This window comes from Mesorhizobium sp. WSM4808 (assembly GCF_055811675.1).
Genome location: NZ_JBVVQX010000013.1, coordinates 189,413 through 205,032, shown reverse-complemented (window position 1 = coordinate 205,032; position 15,620 = coordinate 189,413). Strand labels below are relative to the sequence as shown.

At 61.9% G+C, this 15,620-nt stretch carries 17 protein-coding genes; 6 read left to right on the top strand and 11 right to left on the bottom strand.

The window, feature by feature from the left end; genetic code table 11:
• Positions 1-136 precede the first annotated feature (136 nt).
• A complete protein-coding gene (locus tag AC0L2U_RS23505) occupies positions 137-1,099 on the top strand; it encodes a hypothetical protein (RefSeq protein WP_127270173.1) in 963 nt (320 codons plus the stop codon).
• 28 nt (positions 1,100-1,127) lie between these two features.
• On the opposite strand, the gene AC0L2U_RS23500 is transcribed toward AC0L2U_RS23505, so the two are convergent.
• From AC0L2U_RS23500 to AC0L2U_RS23470, 7 genes are all read right to left on the bottom strand, one after another.
• Complete coding sequence (locus AC0L2U_RS23500) at positions 1,128-1,442, bottom strand: type II toxin-antitoxin system RelE/ParE family toxin (RefSeq protein WP_127396403.1); 315 nt, start codon at positions 1,440-1,442, stop codon at positions 1,128-1,130.
• A complete protein-coding gene (locus AC0L2U_RS23495) occupies positions 1,432-1,707 on the bottom strand; it encodes a type II toxin-antitoxin system ParD family antitoxin (protein ID WP_128289478.1) in 276 nt (91 codons plus the stop codon). The genes AC0L2U_RS23500 and AC0L2U_RS23495 overlap by 11 nt, the downstream gene beginning before the upstream one ends.
• A gap of 107 nt (positions 1,708-1,814) precedes the next feature.
• Positions 1,815-2,753, bottom strand: coding sequence for a lysophospholipid acyltransferase family protein (locus AC0L2U_RS23490; RefSeq protein WP_127396401.1), 939 nt, complete (start codon positions 2,751-2,753; stop codon positions 1,815-1,817).
• Positions 2,754-2,836: 83 nt separating this feature from the next.
• A complete protein-coding gene (thrS, locus tag AC0L2U_RS23485; RefSeq protein ID WP_128289479.1) occupies positions 2,837-4,813 on the bottom strand; it encodes a threonine--tRNA ligase in 1,977 nt (658 codons plus the stop codon).
• A 176-nt stretch (positions 4,814-4,989) separates the two neighbouring features.
• Positions 4,990-5,817: a class D beta-lactamase gene (gene blaOXA, locus AC0L2U_RS23480; protein ID WP_128289480.1), complete on the bottom strand. Its 828-nt coding sequence runs from the start codon at positions 5,815-5,817 to the stop codon at positions 4,990-4,992.
• A gap of 148 nt (positions 5,818-5,965) precedes the next feature.
• Positions 5,966-6,340 carry a membrane protein insertion efficiency factor YidD gene (gene yidD / locus AC0L2U_RS23475; protein ID WP_127267644.1) on the bottom strand — a complete coding sequence of 125 codons (375 nt, stop codon included), beginning with the start codon at positions 6,338-6,340 and terminating at the stop codon, positions 5,966-5,968.
• A 79-nt stretch (positions 6,341-6,419) separates the two neighbouring features.
• Complete coding sequence (locus AC0L2U_RS23470) at positions 6,420-6,584, bottom strand: hypothetical protein (protein WP_127295902.1); 165 nt, start codon at positions 6,582-6,584, stop codon at positions 6,420-6,422.
• Between the two features lie 90 nt (positions 6,585-6,674).
• On the opposite strand from AC0L2U_RS23470, the gene AC0L2U_RS23465 reads away from it, so the two are divergent.
• Complete coding sequence (locus AC0L2U_RS23465; RefSeq protein ID WP_473602726.1) at positions 6,675-7,592, top strand: LysR substrate-binding domain-containing protein; 918 nt, start codon at positions 6,675-6,677, stop codon at positions 7,590-7,592.
• 21 nt (positions 7,593-7,613) lie between these two features.
• On the opposite strand, the gene AC0L2U_RS23460 is transcribed toward AC0L2U_RS23465, so the two are convergent.
• On the bottom strand, positions 7,614-7,943 hold the full coding sequence (locus AC0L2U_RS23460; RefSeq protein WP_128289482.1) for a cell envelope integrity TolA family protein: 330 nt from the start codon (positions 7,941-7,943) through the stop codon (positions 7,614-7,616).
• 117 nt (positions 7,944-8,060) lie between these two features.
• On the bottom strand, positions 8,061-8,507 hold the full coding sequence (locus tag AC0L2U_RS23455; protein ID WP_128289483.1) for an iron-sulfur cluster assembly scaffold protein: 447 nt from the start codon (positions 8,505-8,507) through the stop codon (positions 8,061-8,063).
• 240 nt (positions 8,508-8,747) lie between these two features.
• Between AC0L2U_RS23455 and folE the strand changes: the two genes are divergently transcribed.
• The 3 genes from folE (at position 8,748) to AC0L2U_RS23440 (ending at position 10,935) form a co-directional block, all read left to right on the top strand.
• Positions 8,748-9,383, top strand: a complete 636-nt coding sequence (gene folE / locus AC0L2U_RS23450) for a GTP cyclohydrolase I FolE (RefSeq protein WP_127379830.1) — start codon at positions 8,748-8,750, stop codon at positions 9,381-9,383.
• Positions 9,384-9,417: 34 nt separating this feature from the next.
• Positions 9,418-9,879 carry a phosphoribosyl-AMP cyclohydrolase gene (gene hisI / locus AC0L2U_RS23445; RefSeq protein ID WP_127321550.1) on the top strand — a complete coding sequence of 154 codons (462 nt, stop codon included), beginning with the start codon at positions 9,418-9,420 and terminating at the stop codon, positions 9,877-9,879.
• A gap of 84 nt (positions 9,880-9,963) precedes the next feature.
• A complete protein-coding gene (locus tag AC0L2U_RS23440) occupies positions 9,964-10,935 on the top strand; it encodes a patatin family protein (protein ID WP_127267650.1) in 972 nt (323 codons plus the stop codon).
• 88 nt (positions 10,936-11,023) lie between these two features.
• Here AC0L2U_RS23440 and AC0L2U_RS23435 read toward each other — a convergent pair whose 3' ends face one another.
• Positions 11,024-12,481, bottom strand: coding sequence for an MFS transporter (locus AC0L2U_RS23435; protein ID WP_128289484.1), 1,458 nt, complete (start codon positions 12,479-12,481; stop codon positions 11,024-11,026).
• 158 nt (positions 12,482-12,639) lie between these two features.
• Here AC0L2U_RS23435 and AC0L2U_RS23430 point away from each other — a divergent pair, with 158 nt between their 5' ends.
• Positions 12,640-13,611: a GlxA family transcriptional regulator gene (locus tag AC0L2U_RS23430; protein ID WP_164873856.1), complete on the top strand. Its 972-nt coding sequence runs from the start codon at positions 12,640-12,642 to the stop codon at positions 13,609-13,611.
• Between the two features lie 53 nt (positions 13,612-13,664).
• Here AC0L2U_RS23430 and recJ read toward each other — a convergent pair whose 3' ends face one another.
• Complete coding sequence (gene recJ / locus AC0L2U_RS23425) at positions 13,665-15,449, bottom strand: single-stranded-DNA-specific exonuclease RecJ (protein ID WP_128289485.1); 1,785 nt, start codon at positions 15,447-15,449, stop codon at positions 13,665-13,667.
• Positions 15,450-15,620 lie beyond the last annotated feature (171 nt).

The window sequence follows — 15,620 nt, the reverse complement described above, 5'->3', positions numbered from 1 at the left end:
GACATTCTGTTTTGAGCTGAAGCGCACCATCGGGGATTCGGGCGGCTCGGGCATTGGCGCGGGATACGCCGGAGGGAAGAGTCGTTTCAACTCTTAAGCCTTGAAATTGCCACCGCCATGGGCTTCAACGCAAGGCATGTTTGAGGGGACTGTCCGTCTTTTCCTGGTCTGGCTCGGCGCGCTGATATTCATGGCGCCGGTTTCGCTTGCCGTGGCGCAGAACGTCGACGGTGTCACCGACCTGAAGCTTCCGGGAATTTCGAGCTACGCGACGCCGAAAGGCGAGACGTCGCTGGCGCTGAGCGGCGGCGGCGCCATCACATTGTCCGCCCAACTGACCGACAAGGGTTCCGACATCACGCGCGGCATCGTCTGGCGGGTTTTCAAGCCCGAAGCCGTCAACGGCAAATTGCCGATGGTTGCCTCCTCCCATGGCGGCACCGCCGTCTTCCAGCTCGAACCCGGCAGCTATCTGGTTCACGCCTCCTACGGCCGGGCCGGCGCCACCAAGCGCATCACTGTCGGCAAGGACGCCAAGCGCGAAAGTCTCGTGCTCGACGCCGGCGGCCTCAAGCTCGACGCAGTGCTGTCCGGCGGCGTGCGCATTCCACCAAAGAAGCTGCGATTTTCGATCTACGAAGGCACCGCCGAGGCCAATGGCGACCGCGCGCTGATCATTCCCGATGTCGAGCCCAACAGCGTCGTGCGGCTCAACGCCGGCATCTACCATGTCGTCTCGACCTATGGCGCGGTCAACGCGGTCATCCGCTCCGACATCCGTGTCGAGGCCGGCAAGCTGACCGAAGCCACCGTCGAGCACCACGCCGCCGAGATCACCATGAAGCTGGTGCGCGAAACCGGTGGCGAGGCGATCGCCGATACGTCCTGGTCGCTGCTCAATGAATCGGGCGATCCGATCAAGGAAACCGTCGGCGCCTTCGCCTCGATGGTGCTGGCCGAGGGCGACTACACCATCATCGCCAAGAACCGCGACCGCATCTATCAGAAGGATTTTACGGTCGTGGCCGGGCAGAACCAGGAGATCGAGGTTCTGGCCACCGAGGCCGCGGCGATGGATCCCGAAGAAGGCGCGGACTAGATTGTAGTTCGCACTTCCTACCGGGGAATCAGGTGTCTGCGTCATCCTCTGAACCGGCCGGATAATCCTGTCCGCCGTAGAGCACGCGCAGGATGACCACGGTGCCACCGTCGACCCGGAAAACGATCGACACGCGGCGTTCAAAACCGACGATGCGGACGCCGGGGCCAACGGTGTCGCGCACGGTCCCGCGTTCCGGGAAGGTGGACAGCGCCATGCACGCGGCCTCTATGCGGTCGACATAGTCGCCGGCACGCCGATTCCCGCTGTCGTTTTCGATGTAGTTGTAGATGGCGAAGAGGTCGGCTTGAGCCGCCGGCCTGAAGACGACCTTATGTGTCACGCTTGGAGGTCTTCATGCGGTCCGCATGATGGGCGCGCAGCTCTTTGAAGACCTCTTCTGCCGGGATGTCTGGACGCGGGTCGTCAAGAGCTTCCTGGACCTTGGCGCGCATGATCGCGGCGATGGTCTGCTCCTCACGGTCGAGGGCACGCAGCGCGGCGCGCATGACCTCGCTGGCGGAGTCGTAGGCGCCCGACGCCAGACGTGCGTCGAGGCCGCTCTGCTGGCGGCCAAGGGTCACGGTGATCGGTTTGCTGGTTCTCATGGCAAGTCCTTCCTTGCCTTTCTATAGCACGCGACGTTACAGTGTCATACTATTTCTGCAATGGACGGCCGAGACCGGCCCCCTTTTGAGCTGGACGTTTGGCTGCCTCAAGCCGCCATCTTGGTCCGCGCCGGCAGGAACGGGATCCGGCGGCGTGGCAAAGCTGGCGCCAGGTCGAACACGCCTCGATAGAGGCGGTCGAGCAATGCCTTGCGGTCGCGCAACGGCTCCAGCTCGCTCCAGCTCAGCACATCCCCGACGCGCACCTCGATCGCCTTGCCGGACAGCCGCGCGAATTCGTGAATGAGCAGCGACGTGCGCAATGTCAGAGAGGCCCTGCCGACGAATTTCGCCAGGCGACTGTCGCGCTCGGCCATGTTCATCGGGCCGCTGACGAGATGGAACAGCCTGCCGTTCTGTCCGGAAAAATGCATCGGGATGACCGACGCCCTGGCGTCCTGGACGAGACGGGCTGGAAACATCTTCCACGGCAAGTCGCGTGCCCGGCCAAAGCCCTTCGGCGCGGTGGCGACACCGCCGGCCGGAAACACCACGATGGTGACGCCTTCCTTCAACAGCCGCACCGCCTCATGGCGCACGGCCATGTTGTTCTTCAGCGCGTCCTTGGTCTCGGAAAAGTCGATTGGCAGCGAGTAAGACTCCATTTCGCGGATCTTGAGCAGATCCTTGTGGATCATCACCCGGAACGGGCGTCCGAGCTGCTCGACCAATGACAGCACGGCAATGCCGTCACCAATGCCGAACGGATGATTGGCGACGATCACCAGCGGCGTATCCGGCAATTGCGCCGGCGGCCATTGATCCGATGTCCGCACGCGGACGTCGATCAGTTCGAGCATACGGCTGAACACGCGTTCGCCGGTCGGCACGACCTGGCTGCGCCAGAAATCATAAAGTGCTGTGTAGCGGTCGCGGCCTGACAGGCCTTCGACCGAATGAATGAACCAGCGTGTCAGCGCCGGCTGGCGCGGATTGGCATAGGAAAGCTCGGGAAAGGGTCGTTCGCGCAATTTCAACTTGAGCATAGGGGCTGGTTACAAGGTCGGCGTGACAGGGATATGAAAATGGCGGTGGATCGCTCCACCGCCATTAGTCGAAACTATGCCAATCAAGCCGCGCGTTTGCGCCGGCGGTCGGGTGTAACAGCTTCTTCGGCCAATTGCGCGATCGCCTGGTCAAGGCCAAGCGATTCCTGGTCGCGCGAGCCCAACCGGCGCATGTTGACGGTCTGCTCTTCGGCCTCGCGCTTGCCGCAGACGAGGATGACCGGAACCTTGGCCAGCGAGTGCTCGCGGACCTTGTAGTTGATCTTCTCGTTACGCAGATCCGCTTCCGCCAAAAGCCCGGCGGCCTTCAGCTTTGCCACCACCTCGGTCGCATAGCCATCGGCATCCGACGTGATCGTCGCCACCACCACCTGCAGCGGCGCGAACCACAGCGGGAAATGGCCGGAATAGTTCTCGATCAGGATGCCGAGGAAGCGCTCCATCGAGCCGCAGATGGCGCGGTGCACCATCACAGGCTGCTTCTTCTCGGAATCGGAGCCGATATAGAAGGCGCCGAACCGTTCCGGCAGGTTGAAGTCGACCTGCGTCGTGCCGCACTGCCATTCGCGGCCAATGGCATCCTTGAGCACGTATTCGAATTTCGGTCCGTAGAAGGCGCCCTCGCCCGGATTGATGGAGGTTTTGATGCGATTGCCGGACCGTGTCCTGATCGTCTCCAGCACGCTCCCCATGATCGCCTCGGCATGATCCCAGGCTTCGTCGGTGCCGACGCGTTTGTCGGGCCGCGTCGAAAGCTTGACGCTGATTTCGTCAAAACCGAAATCAGCATAGGTCGACAGGATCAGGTCGTTGATGCGCAGGCACTCCGCAGCCAGCTGCTCCTCGGTGCAGAAGATGTGCGCATCATCTTGCGTGAAGCCGCGCACACGCATCAGCCCGTGCAGCGCGCCCGACGGCTCGTAGCGATGCACATTGCCGAATTCCGCAAGTTTGACAGGCAGATCGCGATAAGACTTCAACCCATGCTTGAAAATCTGCACATGGCCCGGACAGTTCATCGGCTTCAACGCGAAGACCCGGTCGTCATCGGTGTCGTCGCCGGCGACCGTCACCTTGAACATGGCGTCGCGATACCAGCCCCAATGGCCTGACGTCTCCCACAGGCTCTTGTCGAGCACCTGCGGCGCGTTGACCTCCTGATAGCCCTGCTCGTCGAGGCGGCGGCGCATGTAGTTGACCAGGTTCTGGAACATCTTCCAGCCCTTGGCATGCCAGAAGACGACGCCCGGTCCCTCTTCCTGGAAATGGAACAGGTCCATCTCGCGGCCGATCTTCCTATGGTCGCGCTTCTCGGCCTCCTCCAGCATCATCTGGTAGGCTTCGAGCTGCGCCTGATCAGCCCAGGCCGTGCCGTAGATGCGGGTCAGCATCGGGTTGTTCGAATCACCGCGCCAATAGGCGCCGGCCACCTTCATCAGTTTGAAGGCATTGCCGATCTGCCCGGTCGAGGCCATGTGCGGGCCACGGCAGAGGTCGAACCAGTCGCCCTGCGCGTAGATCTTGAGATCCTGATCCTCGGGAATGGCATCGATCAGCTCCAGCTTGTAGCGCTCGCCCTTGTCGGCAAACACTTTTTTCGCCTTGTCGCGCGACCAGACTTGCTTGGTGAACGGCTTGTTGCGCGCGATGATCTCGCGCATCTTCTTCTCGATCACCGGAAAATCGTCAGGCGTGAACGGCTCGTTACGGGCGAAATCGTAGTAGAAGCCGTTCTCGATCACCGGCCCGATGGTCACCTGCGTTCCCGGCCATATCTCCTGCACGGCTTCCGCCAGCACATGGGCCGCGTCGTGGCGGATCAGCTCCAGCGCGCGCGCGTCGTCGCGGGTGACGATCTCGACCTTGCCGGACTTGCCGAGCGGATCGCTGAGATCGCGAACCGTGCCGTCGATCGCATAGGCGACCGCCTTCTTGGCCAGCGATTTCGAGATCGATTCGGCGAGGCCGGCACCGGTCATCGCCGCGTCATATTCGCGGACGGAGCCATCGGGAAATGTCAGAGAAACGGAATTCAGCATGTATATCTCCTATCCAGTCCCGCAAACGAGCGCGGGTGGTTGAAATGCATGTCGCCCAAAAGTGTATGGCGGTTTTGGAGTTACGACATGCATAGGGAAAAGCCGGATGCGTCCGGCAGCGGCTGTCTTTTATGGACAGATTCCGCCGCCGTAAAGCCCGGCTCAAATGTCAGCGTTCATTTGATGAGGAGCGGCAAATCCTTGAGGAACGCAGCCCGGGTCTTGAGGCCCTTTGGCATGTCGGTGCGGTTGGTGTCGACGACAAGCCGCGCAAAGACGATCTGGCGGCCATCCTTGTTCGCCCAGCCGACGAACCAGCCGAGCGAGCGCTTGTCCTGAACCTTGTCGGCGTCGTTGCGCAGCCTGGTGCTGCCGGTCTTGCCTTGCACCGTCCAACCCCCGGCCTGGAAGGTCGGGATGATGGCTGATGTCATGTCGTAGGCCTTGGCCGAGACAGGCAGCTTGCGGGCCAGCAGCTTGCGCAGGAATTCGACCTGCTCGACCGGCGTGATCTTGAGCGAGGAATTCACCCAGGACTTGGTCAAACCATCATTCTTGCCGGGATTGCCGGAAACATCGGCATTGCCGTAGTCGAATTTCGAGGCATAACCGGCAAAACTCTCAGACCCAAGCCGGCGGGTGATTTCCCGGGAAAACCACAGGATCGAATCTCGCTCCCAGACCACCGGATCGACGGTCTTCTGATCCCGCTTCACCGCGTTGAATTCAGGCTTGTAATCCCAGCTCGGCGTGTGCTCGTCGCTCAGGATCCCGCTGTCATAGCCGATCAGCGACAACGGCACCTTGAACGTCGACGCCGGGCTGAACCGCTGGTCGCACACCCCGTCCTGGTAAAGCGTCTTGCCGCTCGCCGCATCGGCGATCACCGTGCACTGCACGTCCCCCAACGGCGCCGATTGCGCGCGCAACGGAAATCCCAGCAGCCAGGCGAGCAGGAACAGTATCCCGGCAAAGATGAAGGGAAGACGGTCGAAATTGCGCATTTGTCTGCTCGCTCAAGAGGGGGGTTCGCGAGCGGCTTAGCGAGGTCTCTTGTCTCGATTTTGTCTCAAATGCGCAGTCTTTGTGCAGGCTGTTGTTAACCCTACCGGATCGTAAACGGGCAGAGCCGCCGGTACCTGACCGACGCGATCATCCCTGCGCTTCGCCGCGCTTGCTGCCGATCCGCCAGTACCGCCATGGCGTGAACCAGACATAACGATCCTCCAGCACCTCCGGCACGCGGTCGATGCCATGCGTGCCGAATGGCCCGCAGCGCAGCACACGGAACAATCCCATCCAGCCGCCGGCCCACAGGCCATGGCGGGCGATCGCCTCATGGGCATATTCCGAACAGGTCGGCAGATGCCGGCAGGTATTGCCGACAAAGCCCGACAGCGTCAGCTGATAGAGGCGCACGAGCGACGTGCCGAGGAGACGGCCCGGCGTCTTGCGCCATGGACCGGGCCAGTTGCGGCCGCGTTTCGGCGGCCTGGCGATATGCGCATGCCCATGCTGGTCGCGCATCACAGTCTCCGTATCGCGTTTCCCAGGCGATAGATGTGAGCTTCCACTGGAGAACGCAATCCCCACTCCTTGTGCGCACTCAGTCGTCACGGGCGGAACGGCGAAACGGCTGCCTGTCAGGCGAAGACGCCCACCGGGCACGACTGGTCGGCTCTTCGTAACGCTTTTCATGCTGTCTTCTGTCACGCCATTGAAACGTTGCGATCCGCATGACATCGCCAAAGATGCTCAGCAACTGGATCATGGTCAGTCTCCTTTGATGCGATTAGACGGCCGCTGGCCTTCGCCTTCAAACGAGTATAATTTCCACTTCGGATAATCCTGGGTTATGCGAATGAAGCGTGGGCGCCTGCCGCTGACGGCATTGAGGAGCTTCGAGGCGGCGGGCCGGCATCTGAGCTTCAGCCGGGCCGCCGAGGAGCTTTTCGTCTCGCAGGCGGCGATCAGCCGGCAGATCCGGGAACTCGAAATCTTCCTGCATCAACCCTTGTTCGAACGTCACCATCGCCGGGTCGAGCTGACCGACACCGGCCGACGTCTGCTGGAGCAGCTTGTCAGAAGTTTCGACGCCATCGACACCTTGCTTGGAGAACTGGTGGCGACACCGGCGCAGTCCGTGGTCCGCGTCAGTGTCGAGCCGTCGCTTGCATCCGTGTGGCTGGTGCCGCGACTCAACCGGTTCCGCCAATTGCGGCCTGACATCGACATCTCGCTCGAGGTCGACCCAAGGCTGATCGAGTTCCGCAGCGATCAGCCGGAGCTTGCCTTACGCTTCAGCACACATGTCACCGCGTGGCCGCGCAGCGAAGCGGAGCGGCTTGCCTCGACTGTCGATTCACCGGTTCTGTCGCCGGCGCTGCTTGCTTCTGGCCCAGCCCTCGATAAGCCGATCGATCTTGCCCGCTACACGCTTCTGCACGAGGAAAACCGTCAAGGCTGGGCGCGCTGGTTCGAAGCGGCCGGCGTGCCCGCCGACGCCATACCGGCGCGCGGGCCGATGCTGGCGGATGCGTCGCTTTCAAAACAGGCCGCCTTGCTCGGACATGGCGTGGCCTTGGGCGATCTCTTGCAGATCGGCGGGGAAATCGCATCCGGCGCGCTGGTCAAGCCGTTCGACATCGACGTCGCATCCGGCGCCTATTGGCTGGTGGCCAGAAACTTGCGCGACCTCTCGGAACCGGCCGCCGCGTTCGCCGACTGGCTCAGAAGCGAATTCGTCGAAAGCAGGCGGGTGCTGGAAGCGCGGGCTTGAACCCTTCCGGCCGGGCTCCCGCTACTTTGCCTTTTTGCTGTATTTTTCGAAGAGTTTGTCGAGCGCATCCGCGGCCGGAAGCTCGCCCGGTGAGTCTTCTCCCGGGTTGAATGTGAGGATGACATCGCGCCACATATCGTAGTGGGCAGCATATGATGTCAGCCTGGGAAATGGCGCGCAGCGTGCGATGGCCCGGACAGCGGACTCGGCAACCTTGTCCGGCGGCGTCGTCACAGGACCGAGGATTTTTGGCGGGCCTGCGAGTGACCCGTCCTTGTTCAGACTGATCTGGACGCGTGCAATGCTGTGGGTGTTTGCAGGCATGTTCCAACAATGCTGGATTGCCTTCATGAGATAGTCGCCGATAGTGCTCGACCGCTACGTCTGCCCGGCTCGGGGTCCCGCTCAACGCGAGTGAGCCAGCAAGGCTCCCGGCAAACACCAGGCTTTGGTAGCCAAACGCCAAGGTCAGGCCGCTTCTTCGGCGCGCTTCTTCTCGATCTGGCCGATGGCGTCGACCACGGCATCGAAAGTCAGCATGGTCGAAGCGTGCCGCGCCTTGTAGTCGCGCACCGGCTCCAGATATCTGAGATCCGCGAAGCGACCGTCCGGCGGGGCGCCATTTTCCTTGAGCATCTTCAGCATGGTGTCGCGCACCGCGCGCAATTCCTCAGCACTCGCGCCGACGACATGCAGCGCCATGATCGATGACGACGCCTGGCCGAGCGCACAGGCTTTCACGTCATGGGCAAAGTCCGTGACCAGGCCGTCCTGCATCTTGAGGTCGACGGTGACCGTGGAACCGCATAGCTTGGAGTGAGCCTTGGCGGTCGCGTCAGGATGATCGAGACGGCCGATGCGGCCAATGTTCCCGGCAAAACCGAGAATTTTCGCGTTGTAGACCTCGTTTATCATTATTTTCCAATCCGTCGCCGCCAAGCGAACAGCGATTGCCGCTGTCGTGTCTTCCTTTCGCTCGCTATGACCTTATATAATGCTGGCAGTCCGGTATCGACAAGAACGACGAAAGCCAATGTCCTTGCCGGGAAGTTCACGCCACTTACGGGGCTGGAAACGGGGCGAGTTTCCGACACCGAAAGGTCGTGGTCCGTTCAACTCGTTCCTCCGCCGAGAGGGACTACGGGAGACGCCTTTATGGATGCCGTCATCAAGAAGCTCATGCCACAGTCAGCCTATATGGAAAAGCCGGTCACCGACCGGCCAAGCGAAGCCGAAGTCGAAGCCGCCGTGCGCACGCTTTTGCGCTGGACCGGCGACAATCCGGACCGCGAAGGCTTGGTCGACACGCCGAAGCGGGTGGCAAAGGCCTTTCGCGAAATGTTCGGTGGTTACGACATGTGCCCGGCCGACGAGCTCGGCCGCACCTTCGAGGAGGTCGCCGGCTACGACGACCTGGTCATCGTCAAGGACATAACATTCCATTCGCATTGCGAGCACCACATGGTGCCGATCATCGGCAAGGCGCATGTCGGCTATCTGCCGGATGGCAAGGTTGTCGGCCTGTCCAAGATCGCCCGCGTCGTCGATATCTTCGCCCACCGCCTGCAGACCCAGGAGGCGCTGACGGCGCAGATCGCCGGCGTCATCCAGGACGTGCTCAATCCGCGCGGCGTCGCCGTCATGATCGAGGCCGAGCACATGTGCATGGCCATGCGCGGCATCCGCAAGCAGGGTTCAACCACGCTGACCTCGACCTTCACCGGCGTCTTCAAGGATACGCCCGAAGAGCAGGTTCGTTTCGTGACCATGGTGCGTGGCGGCGGGATCTGAATGGCCCTGCGACTTCGCTAGATAAGGACCGGCGATGTCGGCATTGGAATTCCCGAAAGCTTCGTCAGACAAGAAGGCCATGGAGGAAGGCGCGGTGTTTTCACCACGCTTCGATGCCGCTGGCCTCGTCACGGTCGTCGTCACCGATGCCGCGGACGGCATGCTGTTGATGGTGGCGCACATGAACGCGCAAGCGCTGGCGCTGACACTGGAGACAGGCATCGCCCACTACTGGTCGCGCTCGCGCAACGTGCTTTGGAAAAAGGGCGAAACATCAGGCAATTTTCAGCATGTCGTCGAGATGCTCACGGATTGTGACCAGGATGCCATATGGTTGCGCGTCAAAGTGTTAGGCCACGACGCAACCTGTCACACTGGCCGGCGTTCATGCTTTTATCGGACGGTGGGGCTGATCGATGGCAAGGGGACGCTTGCCGACGACGGCAGCAAGCCGCTGTTCGATGCGGTAAACACGTATCGGAAACCACCAGCTTGAACCTTCTGCCTGACACCAACCACACAGATTCATCATTTCGATACGGCCCGCTCGTATAGTGGCCGTGGGACAAGGGAGATCATGATGCTCGAGTGGGCGTCATTGCGTAACAGACCAGATGTCAGGGAGGCCAACGGCCTATCCTCGTCAGGCGGCGCGTCCGAAACGAACTCCCAGAAGAAAACAGCCATTTCGCTCGCCTTGGGTGGCGGTTGCGCCCGCGGCTGGGCGCATATCGGCGTGCTGCGCGCGCTCGACGAAGCCGGCATCGAAGTGTCGATGATCGCCGGCACCTCGATCGGCGCTTTGGTCGGCGGCTGCTATCTCGCCGGCAAACTGGACGAGCTCGAAGAATTCGCCCGCAGCCTGACCAAGCGCCGCATCTTCGGCCTGCTCGATCTCAATTTGCGCGGCAGCGGCCTGTTCGGCGGTATGAAGCTCGATGCAAGGCTGCGCGAGCACATGGCCGGCATTCGTTTCGAGGACCTTGCCAAGCCGTTCGTCGCGGTCACCTCCGAGATCCGCACCGGCCACGAAATCTGGCTGTCGAGCGGCTCATTGATCACCGCCATGCGCGCCTCCTACGCGCTGCCCGGCGTGTTCGAGCCGGTGAATTGCAATGGCCGCGTGCTGGTCGACGGCGCGCTGGTCAACCCGGTACCGGTTTCGGTCTGCCGCGCCTATGAGCAGCCGCTCGTCGTGGCGGTCAACCTTCACTATGATCTGTTCGGCCGCGCCGCCGTCATCAAGCACAGCGCCGGCGAGCTGGTCGTTGAAAAGGACGCGCCGCGGCCTGGTCAGATCGACGCCGAGCGCCAGTCGCATCAGACGCGGCTCGGCATCACCGGCGTCATGGTCGAGGCCTTCAACATCATTCAGGACCGCATTTCGCGCGCCAGGCTTGCCGGCGACCCGCCTGACATGTCGCTGCAGCCGAAGCTCAGTCATATCGGCCTGACCGAATTCCACCGCGCCGACGAGGCGATCAACCTCGGCTATCAGGCGACGATGGCGCAGATCGGCGAACTGACCCGGCTGCAGACCGTTCTCGCCTGACGCATATCTTCCCAACGCATGGAATCAAAACACTTGAAGCACGTCGATTGAATTCAACGCGACGCGCTTCAAGGTGACTGAGCAAGGATCAGTGCGCAGCTTCGGCAGAGGTGGCGGCATCCTGGGCTATGCCCGGAGCCTGCTTGAGCATCAGAGCCAGAACCGCACCAAGGAAAACCGCGGCGGCGGCGAACAATCCTGCCATACGCAATCCGTCGACGACATCCGATGTGGTAGCGGCCACTCCACCCAAACCGACATTGGCCACGACAAGAGCGGCGGCAAGACCCAAGGCTGCGCCGATCTGTAGGGATGTCGACCCTAGCGCCGAGGCGACTCCTTGTTCGTTGGCGGCCACTCCGGAAGCGGCAGCTACGAACAGCGTCGTAAAGGCGATGCCGCCACCGAAACCATAGATGAGGATCCCGGGCAGCACGGCCCAGTACGACCCGCCTGGTGACAGAGCAAGAGCGATCGCCACCAGCCCGATCCCATAGATGAGCATGCCGGCAACCATCGTGGCGCGAGTCCCCCACTTGGTGAGCAGCAGTGCCGCGCCCTTGCCGCCGCCGACCATCGCCAGCACGCCGAGCGGAACGAATGCCAGACCGGCGGCGAGCGCGTTGTAGCCAAGCAGGTTCTGAAAGTAGGTCGTGAGAATATAGTAGCCCGAACTCAGCGCCATGTGATGAAAGAAACTCACCGCCATGGCCGTGACAAGGCTTCGATTGGCAAACAGCCGCAGTGGCGCGAGCGGATCGCGCACGCGTCTCTCGATGAGAATGAAGGCACAAAGCAGCAGCACACCGATTGCAAGCGATCCGGTGCTGCGAACCGTATTCCAGCCCACCTCAGGTCCACTGGCCAAGCCGAACACCAGCAATGTCGCGGCTGCCGTGACAACCAGCGCACCCGGCAGATCAAAACTCCGCCTCTGGCCACTATTTACCGGATCGGGCGCCAGGAGAACTGGCGCGGCGACAAGAGCGGCGCCCAGAGCCAGTGGAACGGTGAAGAAGAAGACCGCTTGCCAACCCCAGCCATTGGTCAGGACGCCTCCGATGATGGCACCGGCTGCCAGGCCGCCACTACCCGTGGCACCCCAGACTGCCAGCGCCCGATTGCGTTCTGCACCTTCCGCGAAGCTGGTATTGATCAGCGCCAGAGTTGCAGGAAACAGAAGCGCCCCGCCCAGGCCCTGAACGGCCCGAGCGACCACCAGCGTAAGAGCATCGGGCGCAAAGCCTCCTGCAAAGGACGAGACGCCATAGAGCACGAGCGCCAGGATGAACATGCGCCGCGGGCCAAGCCGGTCAGCCGCTCGACCGCCGAGCAGCAGAAAGCCGCCAAACGCCACGGCGTAAGCGCTCACCACCCATTGCAGCGACTGTGGCGTAAAGCCGACCTCCCGGCCAATATCCGGCAGTGCGACATAGACGATGTTGTAGTCGATCGCGATTATGAACTGCGCGAACGCCAGCAGCGCGAGCCTGAGCCCGGACCAGCGTGGCACTCCCGCATCGGTTTGATTCAGTGATTTCCGCATTTGCATCTTTCCCGACTATGGATTCCGCAGCCCGCTCTTCGTCAGCGAGACCCGCATGCGGCTACCCTGGAGGCGCAGCGCTTGTTTCGGAATTGGCATTTTTGACAAAGATTGTGCTAAACTTGCCACTCGACGAAACCGATACCGGGAGCCGCCCCATGGCTGGCAAGTGCATCCACGTGGTCATCTGGCTGCCGTCCGATTTCTATTCGGCGGTTGTCTCGACGCTGGTGGAGATGTTTCAGCTCGTGAATGACGTCAGCGGCTCACAGGTTCTCTCCTGCGAGTTCGTTTCCAGGGCGCCGCCTGCAATTTCGACGGCCGGAATTTCTTTCCCTGCGAAGACGCAACCGTCTCGAAAAATGGATGTGTTGATCCTCATCGCGATGCCAGGTGTCGATATTCCCGAACTTCTGCGCTCGCTTGACCAGGAGAGTGAGTACTCAAAACCGCTGATCGCACTCGCACGACAACAGGATGCAATCATCGCGGCACATTGCGGTGCATGTTATCTGCTCGCCGATACAGGGCTGCTGGACGGCAAGCGTGCGACGATATCCTGGTGGCTAAAGTCCCACGTAAGCAGCCGATTTCCGCAAGTTCAATGGGACTCGTCGCACATGCTTGTTCGCGACGATCGCCTATACACTTGCGGCGGCGGATTTTCGGGACTGGAACTCGCCAAAGCTCTGCTGGTCGATCTCGGCTTCTCGAAAGAGGAGCGGATCGTTCGAAAGCTCTTGGTTCTTCCGCCCTCGCGCAAATTTCAAAGCCCCTACGAATTCCCTCTCGAAGAATTGCCGAAGGAGACCAATCCGCTGGAGACCAAACTGCGTGGACTCGCGGAAAACAAGATACGGGAAATCGATTTGGGCTTTCTCGCGGCGGGACTTGGCATGTCTGCGCGAACGCTGTCTCGCAGATTTGTTAGTGAACTCAAGACCACGCCGGGAAAATGGATCCAGGAAAGACGGCTTGAACTCGCAAGGTCGCTGCTTGAGGGAACCAAGCTAAGCGTCTCGGAAATCTGCTATCGGGTGGGCTATCAGGACGTGGCTTCGTTCAGTCGCACTTTCTCCAAGACGACCGGAATGGCGCCGGGCGAGTTTCGGAAGCAGATACGATCATAGATCGCCCGAGGCGAACATTGCCGCGCAAGCTACGGTTCGGTCACACAAGAACCTCACGCACGAGCCGCATCGCTGATGCGAAACTGCACGGTGCGGTTGCCGTTCCAGTAGTTGCCTGACAACGAACCGGCGACGTGGATCGTCTTGCCCCGGTTCTTGAACAGGAATTCGCCAAGTGCGGTTTCGACAGCGCGAAAGGCGATCGCCTGGATACGGCCGCCGCTTTCCGATTGCAGTTCGACGCGGATGTGGTTGGTGCCGACCGGCCGCGCATCGGCCAATCGGTGGCGCGGCAACGCGAAAACAGGGGCCACATGCCCGGCACCGAAGGGTCCGGCCTGTTCCAGCGCGTCGAGCAGGCTGAGCGTCGCGCCTTCAGCGGCAAGTGCGCCGTCTATGGCCAGGCTTTCCTCGCCCTGCAGGCGAAACACGTCGGCTGCCGCCCGTTCTTCAAAAAACGCCCTGAGTTCGCCAAGCCTTGCCCGCTCCACGGTGATGCCCGCCGCCATGCCATGGCCGCCGCCCTTGACGATCAGACCGGCAACGGCCGCCTCGCGCACCAGCCGGCCGAGGTCGAAACCCGAGACCGAGCGGCCCGAACCGGTGCCGATGCCCACAGCATTGAACGCGATGGCGAAGGCGGGCCGCCGGGCATGATCCTTCAATCGCGAAGCGAGCAGGCCGACAATACCCGGATGCCAGCTGTTGGAGGCGGTGACGACGATAGCCGGGCCATTGCCGCCGGCGAGCTCTGCATCGGCCTCGACGCGCGCCGCCGCGAGCATCTCCTGCTCCATCAACTGCCGTTCCTGGTTGAGCCGGTCGAGCGTCTCGGCAATGGTGCGCGCCTCGACCGGATCGTCGGTCGCAAGCAGCCGGCTACCAAGTGCGGCATCGCCGATGCGTCCGCCGGCATTGATGCGCGGGCCGATCAGATAGGCCAGATGGAAAGTGCTGATCGGCTCGCCGATGCGCGACACGCGTGCCAGTGCCGCCAACCCTTCATTCTTCTGCTGGCGCGCCATCTGCAGCCCCTTGACCACGAAGGCGCGGTTGACGCCGGTCAGCGGCACCACGTCACAGACTGTGGCCAATGCCACGATATCAAGCAGCGAAAGCAGGTCCGGCGGCGTAGCATCGGCCATGCGGCCGCGCAGGATCCTGGCCGTCTGCACAAGGGCGAGGAAGACCACGCCGGCGGCACAGAGATGGCCCTGCCCGGAAAGGTCGTCGTCGCGATTGGGATTGACGACGGCAATTGCCGCCGGCAAGGCACCGCCGACCTGGTGGTGGTCGAGCACCAAGACATCGGCCCCAGCCTCGTTGGCGGCATCGATGGAAACTGCGCTGTTGGTGCCGCAATCGACAGTGACGATCAGTGTCGCGCCACGCGAAACAAGTTCGCGCATGGCATCCGGGTTGGGCCCATAGCCCTCGAAAATACGATCCGGAATGTAGATTTCCGACGGCACCGAGAAATGCGTGAGGAACCGCTTCAGCAAGGCCGACGAGGCGGCGCCGTCGACATCATAGTCGCCGAAGATCGCCACCTTTTCCTTGGCCATCACCGCGGCGGCGATGCGGGCCGCCGCCCTGTCCATGTCGGTCAGCGATGCCGGATCCGGCAGAAGATCGCGGATCGTCGGGTCGAGAAACCGCTCGGTCTGTTTGGCGGTAACACCACGGCCGGCAAGCACCCGCGCGACGATGTCGGGCACGCCATGGCCTTGCGCGATGGCGAGCGCAATCATGTCCTGGCGTTCTGTCAGCCGATGTTCCCAGGAAACCCCTGATACTGACTGCCTGACATCGAGGAAGAGGCGTTTTTCGCCGGTCATACGCTTTGCCAACTCATCGTTGGCCGCACGATAATGCATGTCGCCCATAAGTGGGCAGCGGTTTTGGGGCGACGACCTGCATTGGCAACAATTTTAAGCGCGTCGCGTTCACGCGACGCTCTATAGGCCAAAGGCAGGCAAAGCCAAGCGATTCACGGGTGCGCGCGGTCC

Coding starts and splice junctions, on each gene's coding strand:
- AC0L2U_RS23505 (WP_127270173.1), top strand. CDS start 137: ATGTTTGAGGGGACTGTCCGTCTTTTCCTGGTCTGGCTCGGCGCGCTG.
- AC0L2U_RS23495 (WP_128289478.1), bottom strand. CDS start 1,707: ATGAGAACCAGCAAACCGATCACCGTGACCCTTGGCCGCCAGCAGAGC.
- AC0L2U_RS23490 (WP_127396401.1), bottom strand. CDS start 2,753: ATGCTCAAGTTGAAATTGCGCGAACGACCCTTTCCCGAGCTTTCCTAT.
- thrS (WP_128289479.1), bottom strand. CDS start 4,813: ATGCTGAATTCCGTTTCTCTGACATTTCCCGATGGCTCCGTCCGCGAA.
- blaOXA (WP_128289480.1), bottom strand. CDS start 5,817: ATGCGCAATTTCGACCGTCTTCCCTTCATCTTTGCCGGGATACTGTTC.
- yidD (WP_127267644.1), bottom strand. CDS start 6,340: ATGCGCGACCAGCATGGGCATGCGCATATCGCCAGGCCGCCGAAACGC.
- AC0L2U_RS23470 (WP_127295902.1), bottom strand. CDS start 6,584: ATGATCCAGTTGCTGAGCATCTTTGGCGATGTCATGCGGATCGCAACG.
- AC0L2U_RS23465 (WP_473602726.1), top strand. CDS start 6,675: ATGAAGCGTGGGCGCCTGCCGCTGACGGCATTGAGGAGCTTCGAGGCG.
- AC0L2U_RS23460 (WP_128289482.1), bottom strand. CDS start 7,943: ATGAAGGCAATCCAGCATTGTTGGAACATGCCTGCAAACACCCACAGC.
- AC0L2U_RS23455 (WP_128289483.1), bottom strand. CDS start 8,507: ATGATAAACGAGGTCTACAACGCGAAAATTCTCGGTTTTGCCGGGAAC.
- folE (WP_127379830.1), top strand. CDS start 8,748: ATGGATGCCGTCATCAAGAAGCTCATGCCACAGTCAGCCTATATGGAA.
- hisI (WP_127321550.1), top strand. CDS start 9,418: ATGTCGGCATTGGAATTCCCGAAAGCTTCGTCAGACAAGAAGGCCATG.
- AC0L2U_RS23440 (WP_127267650.1), top strand. CDS start 9,964: ATGCTCGAGTGGGCGTCATTGCGTAACAGACCAGATGTCAGGGAGGCC.
- AC0L2U_RS23435 (WP_128289484.1), bottom strand. CDS start 12,481: ATGCGGAAATCACTGAATCAAACCGATGCGGGAGTGCCACGCTGGTCC.
- AC0L2U_RS23430 (WP_164873856.1), top strand. CDS start 12,640: ATGGCTGGCAAGTGCATCCACGTGGTCATCTGGCTGCCGTCCGATTTC.
- recJ (WP_128289485.1), bottom strand. CDS start 15,449: ATGACCGGCGAAAAACGCCTCTTCCTCGATGTCAGGCAGTCAGTATCA.